This window comes from Flavobacterium sp. AG291, assembly GCF_003350375.1.
Lineage (GTDB): Bacteria > Bacteroidota > Bacteroidia > Flavobacteriales > Flavobacteriaceae > Flavobacterium > Flavobacterium suzhouense.
The window spans coordinates 340,655-358,298 of record NZ_QQAR01000002.1 but is presented as its reverse complement, the minus strand read 5'-3'; the positions used below and the strand labels follow the sequence as shown (position 1 = coordinate 358,298).

Here is a 17,644-nt window from a genome sequence, read left to right as displayed (position 1 = left end):
CAATGTTTTATGCTACGGTGATACTACAGGTTCAGCTACTGTTGCTGTAACTGGTGGTACAGGCGCATATACCTATAGTTGGGATACTACTCCGGTACAAACTACTGCTACAGCTACAAACCTTTCAGCGGGTACTTATACCGTAACGGTTACTGACGCAAACGGTTGTACAACTACACAGTCATTTGTTATCACTCAGCCTGCTCAACCACTTGCATTAACGCCAAACACAACACAGACGAACGTATTGTGTAATGGTCAGGCGACAGGTTCAGCTACTGTATCAGTAACAGGAGGAACAGGTGCTTATACTTATTTATGGAGTAATGGTGCGACAACAAATACTGTTACCGGCCTGATAGCAGGTACTTATACTGTTGATGTAACCGATGCTAACGGATGTGTTTTATCAAATAGCTTTACAATTACAGAACCGGCATTAGCACTTACAGCTACCGCTGATACTCAAACGAATGTTTTATGCTACGGTGATACTACAGGTTCAGCTACTGTTGCTGTAACTGGTGGTACAGGCGCATATACCTATAGTTGGGATACTACTCCGGTACAAACTACTGCTACAGCTACAAACCTTTCAGCGGGTACTTATACCGTAACGGTTACTGACGCAAACGGTTGTACAACTACACAGTCATTTGTTATCACAGAGCCTGCTCAACCACTTGCATTAACGCCAAACACAACACAGACGAACGTATTGTGTAATGGTCAGGCTACGGGATCGGCAACTATTGTCGTGAATGGCGGTACAGGTGCTTATACGTATTTATGGAGTAACGGTGCAACAACAAGTACAATTACCGGTCTTGTAGCCGGAACTTATAGTGTTGACGTAACCGATGCTAATGGTTGTGTTTTATCAAATAGTTTCACTATTACTGAGCCAACAGCTCTAGTGGCTACAGCATCAGCCCAGACAAACGTTTTATGTTACGGTAACGCTACCGGGGAAGCTACAGTTGCAGTAACAGGTGGTACAGGCGCTTATAACTATAGCTGGGATACTACTCCGGCACAAACTACAGCTACAGCTACGGGGTTAGTAGCTGGTACATATATAGTAACAGTTACTGATGCTAATCAGTGTGTTACAACTCAATCTTTCACCATATCACAGCCTTCTCAGCCTTTAGTCACAACTCCGAATACTACACAAACAAATGTGTCATGTTTTGGAGGTTCTAACGGTACAGCTACTATTGCAGTTAATGGAGGTACTGCTCCTTATACGTATTTATGGAATAATGCAGCAACAACGAACACTGTTACAGGTTTAACAGCAGGAGTATATTCTGTTGATGTAACAGATGCAAACGGATGTACTTTGTCTCAAAGTTTTACGATTACTGAACCTACATTACTTTTAGCTTCTCAAGGGACTATTACTAATGTTTCTTGTTTTGGTGCAGCTAATGGTTCGGCTACTGTTACAGTAACAGGTGGTACAGGAACTTATACTTATAGCTGGAATACTACTCCGGTACAAACTACAGCTACAGCTACAGCTTTAGCACCGGGCAACTACACTGTGACAGTTACAGATGCTAATCAGTGTCAGGCTACTCAGATATTCACCATAACCGAACCACAACAACTAACAGTAGCTATAAACAATTATACAGATATACTTTGTTACGGTGCTGCTACAGGTTCGGCAAGTGCAGATGTTTCTGGGGGTACTCAGCCATACACGTACTTATGGAATACAGGACAAACTACTGCTGTAGCAAATAATCTTACTGCAGGTGCTTATACTGTAGTTGTGACAGATGCTAATGGTTGTCAGACCAATGCAAGTATAACACTTACACAACCAGCTTCACCATTACAACTTACTACTTCACAGGTAAATGTTGATTGTGCTTCAGACAGTGATGGATCGATAACTATAAACGCTACAGGCGGAACTGGTCCTTATACATATACATGGTCACCGGCAGTAAGTACAACAAATGTTGCTGAAAATTTAGCTGTTGGTAATTATAATGTTGTAGTTACAGATGCTAATGGATGTTGGGATATTAGATATCTTACTATTACAGCACCAACAGCAGTAACAGGATACTTTATAGTAACAAATGCAGATTGTTATACTACAGGATCGGCTGTACTGCACGCTTCAGGAGGTGTAGCTCCATATACCTATTTATGGTCTAATGGTAATACAACTGCTAATTTAGAAAATGTACTTCCGGGAACGTATACAGTTACTATTACTGATACAAATGGTTGCACCTATACATTAAGTACCACAATTTATGGTACAGCACCGATAATTGTTACTTCGGCTCCGCAATCGGTTACGGTTGATGGTGGTGCAACAGTAGTATTTACGGTACAAGCTCAAAACGTGATGTATTATCAGTGGCAGTTAAGTACTGATGGAGGACAGACGTTCTCAAATCTTAATGCAGGTGGATCTACGCCAGGATATAGTGGTGTTGCAACTCCAACGCTTACTATTACAAATGCATATCAGTCTATGGATGGATATAAATACAGGGTAATATTAATGCAGCAAAATGGTTGTTATATATTATCAGAAGCAGCAACACTTAATGTTAATCCATTACCACCTGTTGTGGGAGTTGATGATATAAAATATTTAGAGATGAATATTTATCCTAACCCAGCCTCAACTGAAGTGCTTGTTGAGATTCCGAATTTAGATTTATTTCAGAACGTGAAATTAGATTTGTATGATCTGAACGGAAGACTTATCAAGTGGGATAATCACATCAAATCTGATGAGTACAGACTAGATGTTTCAGGATTAGAATCGGGTGTGTATATTATAAGCATAACTGCCGATAATTACAAGACTGATAAAAAATTGATAGTCAATAAGAAATTTTAATTCAAAGCCGTCCCCTTAAAAGGACGGCTTTTTTATTTGTAGTGTAATTAGGTAATGTTTTTCAGCTGTTTGAATTGTACAATTATTGCTTTGTAAACCACAATTACAGAGGAGTACTCCGTCAATACCTTTGTCTTGTCAAATTAAAACAATTAATTAAAAATAAGACAATGAAAAATTCAGAACAAAATGTATGGTATGTTACAGGCGCCTCAAAAGGATTAGGGCTTAGTCTTGTAAAAAAATTACTTAATGAAGGCTACAAAGTAGCAGCAACATCAAGAAGCCTTGAGGATCTTGAAAAAGCTGTAGGTGTAAATACTAACTTTTTGCCTATTGCCGTTGATATACTCAACGAGCAAAGTGTTGCCGATTCTATTCAAAAAACAATTGACAAGTTTGGTAGTCTTGATGTAGTAGTTAACAATGCCGGTTATGGACTGGTAGGAGCCTTAGAAGAGTTAAGCGATGCTGAAAGCCGTCAAAATTTTGATGTAAATGTATTTGGATCCTTAAATGTTATTCGTCAGGCATTGCCTCAAATGAGAAAACAACAGTCTGGTCACATTTTTAATGTGGCTTCCATAGGAGGATTTACCGGTAATTTTCCTGGTTTCGGAATTTATTGCGCTACTAAGTTTGCAGTACATGGTTTTACCGAATCGCTTTCTGCTGAGGTTGCACCTTTTGGTATAAATGCGACGATAGTATCTCCGGGTTATTTTAGAACCAACTTTTTGGAAGGTACTTCGCTCGTAACACCAAATAATGAGATTACTGAATATAAAACAGTAAGAGAAGTACAAATGGTTCATGAGAATGATATTAACAATAACCAACCAGGTGATCCTGATAAAGCAGCAACAGCAATTATCGAAGTTGCTTTGATGCCACAACCACCGGTACATTTATTCCTTGGTCCGGATGCATACAATCTGGCAGAAGTAAAAATCAAGGATGTTCAGAAAGATATGGAAGCAGTAAGAGCAATTGCTACTGCCACTAATTTTGATAACTAAAAATAATAAATGATGGCTTTTCGGAGCCATCATTTCAATCAACCAATATTTATGAAACTTATATATAAAATATTAAGCGGGCTTATATTATCACTAATAGTAACTTTTGCTATAGCAGGCTTAGTGTCTTTTAGTAAATTAGTAAAGCCTGAAGTGAAGTCTCAAACCTATAAAGTAAGAAATCAGCATACACAAATAAATGTTGTACATAAAAAGAATATATGTCACCATCAGATGGAACAGTCAGAAGACAATATTTTATATGGCATGTAAATTAAACATTTGCTTCTGCCAAAGCGGCATATATTTCATTGCTTAAAAGTCCGCTGCCTCCTCCATAGTGTTGTACTACGGTACATTCCGGATTGATAGCAGCAAAAGTATCTCGTAATTGCTTTTCTTCATCTTCAGGGATACCGCAGCCCAGTAATACTATTGTAAAATTTACAGTATTGAACAGATTAATAGCCTCTTTATTGCTGGAAGCACCAAACCCATTCCAGTTTTCGTTCTGGTTAATAAGGCGTACAACCGTTTCAAGAATTTCAGGATGCCTGCCTGTATATAGGATGTTTATCTTGCTCATGATGTTTCATTTTATAATACAAAGTTGTACTATAAGAAATACTTTTGCATTGAACTAAGACAAGAAAATAGTTTTTCTGGTAAATTTTTAGAATCTCATAACAAAGTTACCACCAGCCTGATTACCATTATAGAAAGGTAAAAGCATGGCTGTTTTTTTCTCTTCCTTTGAACTGAACAACAAATTGTTTATTGGGTCTAAAAGCCAATAAGCTGCTTTTGTACTGAGGATCCCTATTCCGGCACCGGCAACAATATCACTCACCCAATGCCTGTCGTTAGTTAGCCTCATTACTCCGGTTGCTGTAGCCACAGTATATCCGGCTACACCATACCAAACAGATACATCTTTATATTCCTGCCATAAAAATTCTGCACCTAAAAAAGCTGCCGTTGTATGACCTGATGGAAATGAGTTATCTACAAGTCCGTTTGGACGGGTAACATCTGTTGTAGATTTTAATGTTTTAACAGTAAGATTAGATAATAAAAATGCTGTAGCATAAACAATTGTACGGTCTTTAAAATTGTGTTTTCCTTTTACGCCAAAGGCATTAAGAGCATATACGGCTGCAGCCGGGGCATAAAGAGTAAACTGATCAATATCAGTATGGGTATTATGTTTTAGATCTTCACGAACATCTTTATCGAATTTATTTAGCGACTTACTGTTAAGGGCTGCAACACCATAGCCTATAAGAACTCCGGGAATAATTAATTGTTTGTAGCCAAATTGTCCTTTAGATGTATCGGGATGAGTTGCAAGCGAATCTTTAGTTGCCTGGATAAAATTATTTTCGTTAACCTGTGCATTCATTAGTATAGTGGCAGCAAGAAAAGTCAGGACACGGCTTAGGGGTTTAAGCAACATAATATACTTGGAGGTTATTGGTTAATACCCTGTAAAGATAGAATCATGGAATCGAATTCCAAATGGATGGCACATTTTTTCCTTATTTAATAGTTTAAACTTAGTAGTGGTCATTGTGACAATATTGTATTGAATTGTCGCCAAATTAAATTTTAATATGTAATTTTCGGACTTATTACTATTCCAAACTTACTATTCTAATGAATTCAACTTTAAGAAACATTTTTCTTGCTACAGTCTTCTTTATGGCATATTTATCTGCTGAAGGGAAGGTAGTATTACCTTCTTTCTTCTCAAATAATATGGTTTTGCAACAAAAATCTAACGTGCCTGTATGGGGAACTACTGCTGCGGGCGCAACAGTAAAAGTAATCTCATCATGGGACAAAAAATCATATACATCTAAAGCTGATGAGGAAGGGAATTGGTCAGTTACACTTAAAACACCTTCATATGGTGGGCCTTACAATGTTTCTATAAACGATGGTGATAATTTAGTTCTTGAAAATATATTAATAGGTGAAGTATGGCTTTGTTCCGGACAAAGTAATATGGAAATGCCTCTGGATGGCTGGGGAAAAATTAATAATTATGAAGAGGAAATTCGTAATGCGACTTATCCTCAGATTCGTTTGCTTCAGGCTACACATACTACAAGTGCAACCCCTTTAAATGATTTAAAAATTGATACTGACGGATGGCAGGTATGCAGTCCTTCAACAATCAGTAATTTTTCATCTACGGCTTATTTTTTTGCTAAAAACATATATGAACAAAAACATATCCCTATCGGATTACTTCATAGTTCGTGGGGAGGTACTGTTATCGAAGCCTGGATTAGCAAAGGTGCATTGAAAGAGATTCATGATTTTGATACAGCGATAAAGGCATTGGAATCTGTTAGTGATAAAGAAGCCTTAAAAAGGCAGTTTGATGTTGATAGCAAGGTATGGAATGCAACGATGGAAAAAGCTGAAAGGGGTAATAATGGCAAATGGGAGACCAAAGAATTTGATTATAGTAACTGGAAAACAATGCAGCTCCCTCAATTTTGGGAAAATGATGCGCTGGTAGGTTTTGATGGTGTTGCCTGGTTTAAAAAAGAATTTAATCTCCCGGCAGTAATGAAAGGGAAAGACCTGCAATTTAATTTTTATGCTGATGATGATGATAAACTATGGGTTAATGGAGTTTATATAGGTACTACAAGCGGTTATAATGTACTTCGTAACTATACTATTCCGGCAAATGTACTTAAGGAATCCGGTAATGTTATTACTATCCGTGTTACAGATAATACAGGTGGAGGTGGTATATATGGTAAGGATACTGATCTTATCCTTAAAGCAGGAAATGAATCTTTTTCGCTGGCTGGTAAATGGTATTATGCTGTAGGGGTAGATTTTACAGAGCTTCCGGTAAGACCTTATCTGCCTGCGGATCAAAATCAGCCTACGGTTTTGTACAATGCAATGATACATCCACTAATTAAGTTACCGATTGCCGGAGCTATATGGTACCAGGGGGAAAGCAATGCCGACAGGGCATATCAATATCAAACCTTGTTTCCAATACTTATTTCGGATTGGCGCAGTAAATTTGAGAGAAAAGATATGCCGTTCTATTTTGTGCAATTGGCAAACTATATGAAAGCTAAAGATGAACCAGGAGCATCAGCCTGGGCTGAGCTTAGAGAAGCACAGCTTAAAACGCTGCTAAATGTAAAGAATACAGGGATGGCAGTGATTACAGACATAGGTGATGCCGGTGATATACATCCTAAAAATAAACAGGATGTAGGCTATAGATTGGCTCGTATCGCATTATCGAAAATATATGGTATTCCAACGCCTTATTCAGGACCATTATATAAATCTTTCAGCAAAAAAGAAAGTGATATGATAGTGTCGTTTACTTTTAACGAAACCTTAAAATCTAACGATGGTAAAGCGCTAAGAGGTTTTTCTATTGCAGGAAAAGATAAAGTTTTTCATTGGGCAGAGGCTAAAGTGGTGGGTAACACTATAGTCATTTCTTCTGCAGAAGTGAAAGATCCGGTTGCTGTTCGTTACAACTGGGCGGATAACCCTGATGGAAATCTTACTAATTCGTCAGGACTGCCGGCTTCTTCGTTTAGAACCGATGATTGGCAGGGTATTACTTTTGGCAATAAATAGAAAGGTCTGAAAACGGGATTAGTCATTCTTACGTTACTATACTAAAACAGCTTTAATCGGCTGTTTTTTTATGGGGTTGTAAAAAGTTGTAAGAAAATAAGTGAAAACCTATAAATTGATTTACAGGGTGATATTTTAACTTTGAAAAGTGACTATAAAAATACTAACCATACCTTTAGACATAACTAATTACAATAGCCTGCAGCTTTTTAGATATACTCTTAAAAAGGCAGGTTATATTTGCATGCATTGTATTAAGTATATTAATATGATTAATACACCTCGAAAAACTAATCCGTCATTGTTATTTCCGGATATTATATTTCCTAATTTTAAAACGCAATCTTTTTTTTTATTGCTTTATATTGAAACTAAACTAATGGTGGGTTTTGACATTAGTTATAAAACGCCTTTTGCATTATGATATTAATTGTAGATGATATCCGGGCTAATATACTTGCATTAAAAAAAGTATTACAGCTACACGGCCTTGAAGCTGATAGTGCTGAATCGGGAGAAGAAGCTTTAAAGAAAATCCTGAAAAAAGATTATTCGCTTATCATAATGGATGTACAAATGCCCGTTATGGATGGCTTTGAAGTGGTAGAGATATTGGCAGGAAGTAACAGGACAAAAGATATACCGGTAATTTTTCTGTCGGCGGTAAATAAAGAAAAGAGATTTATTTCAAGAGGATATGAAACAGGTGGGGTAGATTATATTACCAAACCTGTAGATCCTGATTTGCTTATTCTTAAGGTGAAAAGTTTTCTGAGGCTTTATGAGCAGACACAGGAGCTAAAGAGCATGAAAGATCTTTTGTCTAAAGAAATTGAGATAAGAAAGGAAGCACAGGAAAACCTTGAGATCAAAGTTGCCGAACGTACTCAGGAGCTGGTTGCCAAAAATGAGGAGCTTGAGTTTAGTAATCATGAATTGCAACAATTTGCATGGGTAGTATCACACGATCTTAAAGAACCTCTCCGTAAGATAGAAACATTTGTTAAGATAATTGATGAGCGTTATCTTCCGGATAATGAAACAGCTAAAGACTACGTAAGGAGAACAATAAAATCTGCAGAGAGAATGTCAAATCTTATATCAGATCTTATTGATTACTCACGGCTTTCTTCCGATGTTGTTCCGCAACGATTAAATCTAAATGCCATTGTCGAAGAAGTGCTGGCAGACTTAGATTATATAGTTGATGAAAAAATGGCAGTTATAACTGTTAACCAGTTGCCATCTGTAATCGGTGTTTCCAGCCAGTTAAGGCAGCTTTTCCAGAATCTGGTGAGTAATTCACTTAAATTTTCAAAAGAAGGTTTTCCTCCGGAAATAAACATTACCGGAGAAATTATTAATGAAAAAAGCTTTGACGGTTCACTTGATGCTTCGGGTAAGTATTGCAGGATAACAGTGAGCGATAATGGTATTGGTTTTAATGAGATATACCTTGATAAGATATTTAAGATCTTCCAAAGCCTTAACGACAGGAATGCATACGAAGGTACTGGGATCGGTCTGGCTATTGCAAAAAAGATAGTAGAAAAACACAATGGTATAATAACAGCGAAAAGTGATGTGGGCAATGGTGCCAGTTTTATAATTATTTTACCTATTTAAATAAACCTTACACATATATATGGACGGAAGTTTTAAAAGAAATTTATTAATAAGCTCAGGTGTTTCAATATTGATACTACTTGTAAGCTCAACAGCTTCTTTTTTGAGTATAAGAAGCCTGCTTGAAAGTAATTCACTAGTTAGGCACACTCAGGAAGTAATTTATAATATAAATGAGGCTACATCGGTAATGACCGATGCTCAGGGAGGTATGAGGGGTTTTCTTGTAACAGGCAAACAGGATTTTCTTAAACGCTATGAAAATGCTGAAGAAGATACCAGTTTATATATAAATAAATTAGAGCAACTCACTACTGATAATCCATTACAGCAAACGAGTATTAAGGAATTACGTCCTTTGATTAATTCTTTTTATGATTATCTAGATGAAAGAGTCACTGATAAAATGCGCAATGGTGCCATTACTCCGGATGAGCTTGATAATGGAAGAAAGCTTATGGAGAGTATTCGTGGTTTGCTTAAGCGGATGGAAAATGAAGAGCAAAGACTTTTGGCTGAGCGTAATTCGGCATCAGAGAAATATGGCATGTATAGTTCAGTGCTTATAGTTATTGCGGCACTTTTAGCTTTATTAATAAGTGTTAGTTTCTTTGCGCGTATACTTAGGGATTATAATGAACGTTTAAAATTACAGTTAAAGCTTCAGGAAGCTGAAAAAGAAACAGCCGAAAGAATTCGTGTTATCAGTGGAATTGCTGGTGAAATATCGTCCGGTAATTATGAAATAAGGGTAAATGATACACAGAGTGATGCTTTAGGAAGCGTAGCCGGTTCATTGAACAATATGGCGGTTGAGCTTGATAAATCATTCAGGACGCTTTCTGATAATGAATGGCTTCAATCAGGGCTTGCAAAGCTTAACGATGTAATGATTGGTGAAAAAGAAATTGGCCAGCTTACATCCGATATTATAGAACACCTGGCGGCTTATACCAATAGTAATGCTGCCGTGTTGTATGTTGTTGACGGCCAGGATTTAGTTGCAACAGCAGGATATAGCTATGTTGCTGATAAAAGTCGCATCCGTATTAAGGTAGGAGATGGGCTTAGTGGTCAGGCTGTAGCTTCGCGTTCTATAAAAGAGCTTAAGTCTGTTTCTGCAGATGACATCAAGATCTCGTATGCGTTGGGTGAGACAAAACCTGCACATATAATCGCAGTGCCACTTATTGATGATAAGGTAACGGGAGTTGTCGAATTGGCATCGGTTAAAGAATTTTCAAAACGTAGTATTGCTTTTCTTAATGCTGCAGCCAATAATGTTGGTATAGCTATAACTGCATCACAGAACAGAAAACGTCTCCAGGAATTGCTTGAAGAAACAGAATCTCAATCTGAAGAGTTAAGAATGCAGCATAGCGAGATGGAGAACATTAATGCCGAATTGGAAGCACAAACGCAAAAGCTACAGGCTTCAGAAGAGGAGTTAAGAGTACAGCAGGAAGAATTGCAGCAAACTAACGAGGAGCTGGCAGAACGTAGTGTACTGCTTGAAGAACGAAATGTTGAGATTCAGAAAAAATCGGAAGATCTTGAGCTGAGCACACGTTATAAATCGGAATTCCTGGCAAACATGTCACATGAATTGAGAACACCTCTTAATTCAATATTGTTATTAAGCAGGTTGCTTTCAGAGAACAACGATAAAAACATGAACGATGAGCAAATTGAATTTGCAAAGGTTATACAAAGTTCAGGAAATGGCTTGTTGGGACTAATTGATGAAATTCTTGACCTTTCCAAAATTGAGGCAGGAAAGATGGAGCTTGAATTTATAGATATTGCTACTAAAGAAATTACCGATGCGCTTAAGGCTTTATTTAATGAAGTAGCTAAACAGAAAGGAATCGAGCTGAATATAATTGATAATGAAGCTCCGTTAGTATTAAAAACTGATAAAGTTCGATTGGAACAAATCCTTAAAAACCTGCTCTCGAATGCAATTAAGTTTACAGCTAAAGGATCGGTAACTCTTGAAATTAAAAAATGTCCTAAAAATGATAAGCTGGTTTACTTTACCGTAAAAGATACTGGTATAGGTATACCTTATGAAAAACAGCCCCTTATCTTTGAAGCTTTCCAACAGGCTGATGGCTCGACAAAACGTAAATATGGTGGTACCGGACTAGGACTGTCTATCAGCAGGGAGCTTGCTAAACTTCTAAAAGGGGAAATTACGTTGAAAAGCGAACCTAATGAAGGAAGTGAATTTACACTTATTATGCCAATTTCAGGATCAGTAAGACATCAAACCGAAATTGTATACAGGGATGAGCCTCAAAAACCTGTAGAAGATAAAGAGCCGGGCGATAAAGAAGAAAAGAATAAATTCTTAAGCCTTTCTATTCCTGATGATGTTCCTGATGACAGGGATAGTATTAATGGAGACGATAAGGTAATCCTAATTGTAGAAGACGATACTAATTTTGCTAAATCTTTACTTGATTTTACACGGAAACGTGGTTATAGGGGAATTGTGTCGGTAAGAGGAGATGAGGCATTTAACCTGGCTGTAATGTACAGACCGGTAGGAGTATTGCTTGATATCCAATTACCTGTAAAAAGCGGATGGGAAGTGATGGAAGAGCTTAAAGGCAACTGGCAGACGAAACATATTCCTGTACATATGATGTCTTCACACAAAATGAAACAGGAGAGTCTTTTAAAAGGTGCGGTTAACTTCCTTGATAAGCCGGTAGCTTACGAGCAGATGCCTGAAATATTTAAACGTATAGAACATATTGTTAATAAGGAATCGCAAAAAGTTCTTATCATTGAGGATAATCCTAAACATGCTAAGGCACTGGCTTATTTTCTTGAGACTTATGACATCAATTCCGAAATTAAAAGTGATGTTACCGATGGTGTTGATGCCTTAAAAAAACAACATATAGACTGTGTAATTCTTGATATGGGGATACCCGATCAGCAGGCTTATGAGATTCTTGAAGGGGTTAAGAAAAATGAAGGGCTTGAGAGCCTTCCTGTTATTGTATTTACAGGAAAGAGCCTTTCTATGAAAGAAGAGCTTAAGATTAAGAAATATGCCGATTCGATTGTGGTTAAAACCGCTCATTCATATCAGCGTATGCTTGATGAAGTTTCTTTATTCCTGCATTTAGTTGAAGAAAACAAAACAACAGAGAAAAAAGACACATACAAAAAATTAAGTCTGCTTAATAATGTGCTTAATGATAAAACTGTTCTTGTTGTTGATGATGATGTTAGAAACATTTACTCGCTTACTAAGGCTTTGGAAGTATTGAAAATGAATGTTATTACAGCCATTGATGGAAAAGAAGCTCTGAAAGCTCTTGAGGAGCACCCTGAAGTAGATGTAGTGCTATTGGATATGATGATGCCTAATATGGATGGCTATGAAACAGCTACACGTATAAGGGAGAATAGTAAATATAAAACGCTTCCTGTAATAGCGGTTACGGCTAAAGCTATGACAGGTGACAGAGAAAAGTGTATTAACGCAGGGGCTTCAGACTACATAACCAAACCCGTTGATGTTGATCAGTTATTATCATTGTTGAGAGTTTGGCTTTATGATCAGCAATAGCTTATAAACGACTAAAGATGGAAAGAAAAAAGATTTTAATTGTTGACGACGATTCCCGTAATATCTTTGCGTTAACAGCTACATTAAAGGCCAGCTCGTTTGATTGTTTGTCCTGTATTAGTGCTGAAGAGGCTTTGGAAGTGCTGAGGAGTAATGAAAGGATTGATGCTGTACTCTTAGATATGATGATGCCCGAAATGGATGGTTATGAGGCTATACCATTGATTAAGCAACTACCCGGGAGAAATTATATGCCTGTTATTGCTGTGACAGCGCAGGCAATGGTAGGAGATAGGGAGAAATGTATTGAAGCCGGAGCTGATGCCTATATCTCAAAGCCCATTGACGTTGACAAATTATTAGAGATACTTAGAACTATTTAAAAGTTATGATAAATGACCGTGAACTTGAGGTATTGATAAATGAAGTATTTGAATACCACGGTTTTGATTTTAGCGGATACTCCCGGGCTTCTTTAAAAAGGCGCGTTGAGCGTTTATACCAGTTAGACGGTTTTAATAATTTGGGAGAGATGCTTACAAAAATCAGGCTCGAACCCACATATTTTAAGCGTATGATAGAAGAGATCACGGTAAATGTTACGGAGATGTTTCGTGATCCTTTATTTTATAAGGTATTAAGGGAGGAAATTATACCTGTGTTAGCTACAAAACCTTTTATAAGGCTTTGGCATGCCGGCTGTGCCTCAGGCGAAGAAGTCTATTCGATGGCAATATTGCTTCAGGAGGCCAATTTGTTGCAAAAATCCCTTATTTATGCAACAGATATTAATCCTGTAGTGTTAGATACTGCCAAAAAAGGAATTTTCCCTTTGCAGATGATGAAGCAATATTCTGAAAATTATAGAATTTCCGGAGGTAAAAAAGATTTTTCGGATTACTACACGGCTAATTATGGGTTTGCAAAATTCAGTAGTGATCTCTCTGTTAAAATGGTATTTTCAGAACACAATCTTGTGTCTGATGGTTCGTTTAACGAATTTGATATTATACTTTGCCGGAATGTGCTGATTTATTTTGACAAAGAGTTACAGGAACGTGCATTTACTCTGTTTGATAATAGCCTTGCTAAATTAGGTTATCTCGCTCTTGGCACTAAGGAAACACTTAAGTTTTCGTCTTTACAAAAAAGATTTAAGCAGCTAAACAAAGACAAAATATGGAAAAAAACAGAGTGATTGAAGGCTGTAAAGTGCTTATAATAGGTGGTTCTGCCGGAAGTCTTGAGGTACTTATGGAATTACTGCCTAAGCTCACATTTGTTCCTGATTTTGCCATAGTTTTAGTTTTGCATCGTAAAAGTGCAGAAGACTCTACCCTTGAAGAGCTTATCTCATACAAGACTGAAATTCCTTTGATGGATGTTGAAGATAAGACTCCTTTACGCAGCGGTTTTATTTACATAGCACCTTCGGATTATCACTTACTTTTTGAAACTAATGATGTTTTATCCCTTGATACATCTGAAAAAATAAATTACAGCAGGCCAAGCATTGATGTGTCATTTGAGTCGGCTGCAGCGGTATATGGTCCTGCACTTGTGGGTATACTATTGTCTGGGGCAAATTCAGATGGTACAGAGGGATTACTTGCTATAAAAAGGGCAGGAGGATCTATTGTTGTCCAGATGCCTGAAAGTGCTCAAATGCCTTTCATGCCAATGAATGCTATTGAAAATACCAGTCCCCATTATGTTCTTGATGTAAAAGGAATACTTAATTTTATACTTCATATTAATTCATAAAAATGTCGGATATTAAATGCTATTGTAATTCAGGCTTGTTGTTTTCGGAATGCTGTCAGCCCTATATACTTGGACTAAAAAAAGCACCTACAGCTGAAACTTTGATGCGTTCGCGTTATAGTGCTTATGCTATTCACGATGCAGATCATCTATGGCAGACTACCGCACCAAAAGAACGCAGATATCATAGCAAACCTGATATGTTGCAATGGGCTAAAAGCAATCAATGGATTAAACTTGAAATAATAAAAGTTACAGATTTTACTGTAGAATTTAAAGCTTATTACCTGGATTATCGCCTCAAGGCACAAGTCCATCATGAAAAATCTTTTTTCATGATGGAAAATGATAACTGGTATTATAAAAAAGGTGTATATCCTGAATATAAATAGGAATTATCTGTACTTTCTGATTGTGAGAATTTTTCTTAATGAACGGATTTTATTATGGAAGTGCAGTGATTACTAAAGAAATGGAGAATAAAACATTAAGAGTTTTTTATCTTAAATTACTGGTTTTGTCAGTAAAAAAAGGTTAATTTTGTGGTAGTTAGATTAAGTTCCCCCTTTATCGGTTTAACCATAAATTAATTAACTATGACCTTACCAAACAAACAAAGCTGTATTAATTCTAATACAGATAAAATACATTATATAAACCGAAATTTAGAAACTATAAATTGTATTTATTACATATTCTTTATTTCCTCTGGTCAGTGTTTTTTTAATTAACTGTAGAGGAAATAGGAGCTTACAATTTATTAATTTCTTTTAATTTACGGATTAATGACATTTTATGAATTCTTGTCACATTTTACCCTTTTGTGCCTTGGCATGCCATGTATTGGTTTTTTGCTGGGTATGCTCAATTATAAATCCTTAGATATTACGCATAAGGGAGTAAGCTGGTACTTACTGGCTATGGTTTTGGTAGATATTATGAGTAGAATTTTAGGCACTACAGGCAATAACTTAATAGGCCTGTTATTCTACAGCCTTCTGGAAATGACAATGTTTACCTTTTTTTATTTTAGGTATTTTTTAAAAGCAAAACATCCTTGGGTCTTATTTTTATTTTCATTGGGATTTATATATATAATCTATGAAATACTAATATTTGACAGAACAACTATGGCAACATATCAGTCCTACGCTAAGGTAGTAGACGATTTTGTGATCATTATTCTGGCTCTAACTTACATTCATGAAAAAGTAAATGTCTTTAAGGAGGCTAAATGGGGTAATTTTAGACTGAATGCTGTATTAATAGCTTTTTTTTCAATCAATCTCGTTTTCTTTCTCCCTTTTAATTTTATAATAAACAGATCATCAGGATACCAGTTCTATTTTTGGTTTGGTATATCAATAACCATATTAACGTTCTATTCCTATTTAACATACTCAATATGGAAAAATGGCAGGACCCAAAAGTTATTGCCCTTTGGATCTCAATAACGATAGCGCTAATTGCAACAATAGTATTTCTAGTTGTAAGAATATTGTATGCAGGCTATAAAGGCATGACTGAAGCTAATTTGCGTGAAAGGGAACTAAAACTGGAACATCATAAAAAACTGATGGAAGCAGGGTTGCAGGCACAGGAAAAAGAACGTGCACGAATCGCGGCAGATCTTCATGATAGTTTAATAGGGAAAGTGGCTGTAATTAAGATGAAAAACCAATTGAATGCTTCGGATTCTGAAATAAATCTGCTTTTAGAGGAAGTGATGAATGAAGCCAGGAGGATATCTCACGATTTAACACCTCCGTTATTAGAATTTACGGGTATTTCTGAATTGATTGATGGTGTTTTTTTACCATGGAGTAAAAGATATTCGATCAATTTTATTAATGACAACAGACGTGATGATGATTTACAACCCGGATTCAAAATACAGATTTTACGTGTAGCGCAGGAGTTGCTTATGAACGTTATTAAGCATTCTAAAGCAGACGCAATAGATGTACAGCTACGCTTGACGCAAACAAGCTTTGCTTTAATGGTGAGTGATAATGGAAGAGGTTTTGGTGTAAATGAACAGAAAATGGGAATAGGGTTAAGGAATCTTGAACTTAGGATTGAATATCTCAAAGCAACCTATAAAATAAAATCTGTTAAAGGAAAAGGAACGATTGTAATAGTTTTTGGAATTTTTAAATAAAAAGTGAGTATGGTAAATATTGCTATAACGGATGACGATGCGCTAATCGTGGGTCTTTTACAAGATTATCTCAAATCCATTGAAGAATTTGATGTAATTTTTGTAGCTCATAGTGGTGAAGAGTTATTGCAAAAAATGACCGACACAAATGTTTTACCAGATATAGTATTGCTTGATTTGAAGATGACGGGGATGGATGGAATAGAAGCTACACATTTGATAAAAGAGAATTATAAGGATGTTAAGGTAATTATTATTTCTTCTCATTATCAGAAGTTCTTTATGGGATTTATGCTTAAAAGCGGAGTATCTGCCTTTTTACCCAAAGGTATTTCACCATTAGAGCTTGTAAACATTATACGTACGGTACACAAACAGGGTTATTTCTTTAAAGAAGATCAATTGGCTGTTTTAAGGGATCAAATACCAGCTAAGGTACCCAAACCCTTGTTACAGGAGGATGAATTGTTATCTGAAAGAGAATTGGAAGTACTGAAATTAATATGCCAGCAGAAAACGGCTAAAGAGATAGGAGATATGCTGCATATCACTCAACGAACTACTGAAGGTCATAAGAATAATCTCTTTGCTAAAACAGGAGCAAAAAATATTGCCGGATTGGTTATTTACGCAATCCAGCAGAGTATTATTAAAGTTGATGAATTGCCCATAATATAAGGGAGTACGTATAATTACCTGTTTTAATGCAACAGGTAATTTCTACCTGTTGTATGCTATATATTATTATGATCTTTGACTGTTCTTTATATAAGAAATTAATTATTAAATATAACCAAAAACAAGCAGGTTAGCAGTCGTTTTTAGCCCCCCCATAAATAGTACTGTTTCGCCCCCAAAGGTGATATATCGCCTGCTTGTTGAAATATTGGAATCTGATGAAGTTGTCGGATTAATTAAATGAGAGCAGCGTGGTAGTAAGTCGCTGCTCTTTTTTTATATACTTTGGTTAAATA

The 17,644-nt window shown here is 36.5% G+C and carries 14 protein-coding genes; 12 read left to right on the top strand and 2 right to left on the bottom strand.

Annotated features, from left to right (window positions below):
• The 3 genes from DEU42_RS17425 to DEU42_RS03620 form a co-directional block, all read left to right on the top strand.
• On the top strand, positions 1–2,878 hold a 2,878-nt coding region (locus DEU42_RS17425), incomplete at its 5' end, for a T9SS type A sorting domain-containing protein (RefSeq protein ID WP_114756906.1).
• Positions 2,879–3,048: 170 nt separating this feature from the next.
• Positions 3,049–3,897: an SDR family oxidoreductase gene (locus tag DEU42_RS03625; RefSeq protein ID WP_114756905.1), complete on the top strand. Its 849-nt coding sequence runs from the start codon at positions 3,049–3,051 to the stop codon at positions 3,895–3,897.
• Between the two features lie 51 nt (positions 3,898–3,948).
• Positions 3,949–4,170, top strand: a complete 222-nt coding sequence (locus DEU42_RS03620; RefSeq protein WP_147278050.1) for a hypothetical protein — start codon at positions 3,949–3,951, stop codon at positions 4,168–4,170.
• A gap of 1 nt (position 4,171) precedes the next feature.
• Here DEU42_RS03620 and DEU42_RS03615 read toward each other — a convergent pair whose 3' ends face one another.
• Together DEU42_RS03615 and DEU42_RS03610 are read right to left on the bottom strand one after the other, a co-directional pair.
• Complete coding sequence (locus DEU42_RS03615) at positions 4,172–4,483, bottom strand: hypothetical protein (protein ID WP_233506615.1); 312 nt, start codon at positions 4,481–4,483, stop codon at positions 4,172–4,174.
• Between the two features lie 87 nt (positions 4,484–4,570).
• Positions 4,571–5,353: a phosphatase PAP2 family protein gene (locus DEU42_RS03610; protein WP_233506614.1), complete on the bottom strand. Its 783-nt coding sequence runs from the start codon at positions 5,351–5,353 to the stop codon at positions 4,571–4,573.
• A 200-nt stretch (positions 5,354–5,553) separates the two neighbouring features.
• Here DEU42_RS03610 and DEU42_RS03605 point away from each other — a divergent pair, with 200 nt between their 5' ends.
• From DEU42_RS03605 to DEU42_RS03560, 9 genes are all read left to right on the top strand, one after another.
• Positions 5,554–7,530 (top strand): sialate O-acetylesterase, encoded by a 1,977-nt coding sequence (locus DEU42_RS03605; protein WP_233506613.1) that lies wholly within the window; start codon positions 5,554–5,556, stop codon positions 7,528–7,530.
• Between the two features lie 420 nt (positions 7,531–7,950).
• Positions 7,951–9,156 (top strand): response regulator, encoded by a 1,206-nt coding sequence (locus tag DEU42_RS03600; protein ID WP_114756902.1) that lies wholly within the window; start codon positions 7,951–7,953, stop codon positions 9,154–9,156.
• Positions 9,157–9,175: 19 nt separating this feature from the next.
• Positions 9,176–12,745 (top strand): response regulator, encoded by a 3,570-nt coding sequence (locus DEU42_RS03595; RefSeq protein WP_114756901.1) that lies wholly within the window; start codon positions 9,176–9,178, stop codon positions 12,743–12,745.
• A 17-nt stretch (positions 12,746–12,762) separates the two neighbouring features.
• Positions 12,763–13,128, top strand: a complete 366-nt coding sequence (locus DEU42_RS03590; protein WP_114756900.1) for a response regulator — start codon at positions 12,763–12,765, stop codon at positions 13,126–13,128.
• Between the two features lie 5 nt (positions 13,129–13,133).
• Positions 13,134–13,943 (top strand): CheR family methyltransferase, encoded by an 810-nt coding sequence (locus DEU42_RS03585; protein ID WP_114756899.1) that lies wholly within the window; start codon positions 13,134–13,136, stop codon positions 13,941–13,943.
• Positions 13,925–14,509 (top strand): chemotaxis protein CheB, encoded by a 585-nt coding sequence (locus tag DEU42_RS03580; protein WP_114756898.1) that lies wholly within the window; start codon positions 13,925–13,927, stop codon positions 14,507–14,509. Before DEU42_RS03585 ends, DEU42_RS03580 begins: the two co-directional genes overlap by 19 nt.
• Positions 14,510–14,511: 2 nt before the next feature.
• Positions 14,512–14,901 carry a YchJ family protein gene (locus DEU42_RS03575; RefSeq protein WP_114756897.1) on the top strand — a complete coding sequence of 130 codons (390 nt, stop codon included), beginning with the start codon at positions 14,512–14,514 and terminating at the stop codon, positions 14,899–14,901.
• A 1,013-nt stretch (positions 14,902–15,914) separates the two neighbouring features.
• The gene (locus DEU42_RS03565; protein WP_114756895.1) at positions 15,915–16,670 is read left to right on the top strand and encodes a sensor histidine kinase; all 756 of its coding nucleotides are present in this window, start codon (positions 15,915–15,917) and stop codon (positions 16,668–16,670) included.
• A 9-nt stretch (positions 16,671–16,679) separates the two neighbouring features.
• A complete protein-coding gene (locus DEU42_RS03560) occupies positions 16,680–17,348 on the top strand; it encodes a response regulator transcription factor (RefSeq protein ID WP_233506612.1) in 669 nt (222 codons plus the stop codon).
• The last annotated feature ends 296 nt before the right edge of the window (positions 17,349–17,644 follow it).

Coding starts and splice junctions, on each gene's coding strand:
- DEU42_RS03625 (WP_114756905.1), top strand. CDS start 3,049: ATGAAAAATTCAGAACAAAATGTATGGTATGTTACAGGCGCCTCAAAA.
- DEU42_RS03620 (WP_147278050.1), top strand. CDS start 3,949: ATGAAACTTATATATAAAATATTAAGCGGGCTTATATTATCACTAATA.
- DEU42_RS03615 (WP_233506615.1), bottom strand. CDS start 4,483: ATGAGCAAGATAAACATCCTATATACAGGCAGGCATCCTGAAATTCTT.
- DEU42_RS03610 (WP_233506614.1), bottom strand. CDS start 5,353: ATGTTGCTTAAACCCCTAAGCCGTGTCCTGACTTTTCTTGCTGCCACT.
- DEU42_RS03605 (WP_233506613.1), top strand. CDS start 5,554: ATGAATTCAACTTTAAGAAACATTTTTCTTGCTACAGTCTTCTTTATG.
- DEU42_RS03600 (WP_114756902.1), top strand. CDS start 7,951: ATGATATTAATTGTAGATGATATCCGGGCTAATATACTTGCATTAAAA.
- DEU42_RS03595 (WP_114756901.1), top strand. CDS start 9,176: ATGGACGGAAGTTTTAAAAGAAATTTATTAATAAGCTCAGGTGTTTCA.
- DEU42_RS03590 (WP_114756900.1), top strand. CDS start 12,763: ATGGAAAGAAAAAAGATTTTAATTGTTGACGACGATTCCCGTAATATC.
- DEU42_RS03585 (WP_114756899.1), top strand. CDS start 13,134: ATGATAAATGACCGTGAACTTGAGGTATTGATAAATGAAGTATTTGAA.
- DEU42_RS03580 (WP_114756898.1), top strand. CDS start 13,925: ATGGAAAAAAACAGAGTGATTGAAGGCTGTAAAGTGCTTATAATAGGT.
- DEU42_RS03575 (WP_114756897.1), top strand. CDS start 14,512: ATGTCGGATATTAAATGCTATTGTAATTCAGGCTTGTTGTTTTCGGAA.
- DEU42_RS03565 (WP_114756895.1), top strand. CDS start 15,915: ATGGAAAAATGGCAGGACCCAAAAGTTATTGCCCTTTGGATCTCAATA.
- DEU42_RS03560 (WP_233506612.1), top strand. CDS start 16,680: ATGGTAAATATTGCTATAACGGATGACGATGCGCTAATCGTGGGTCTT.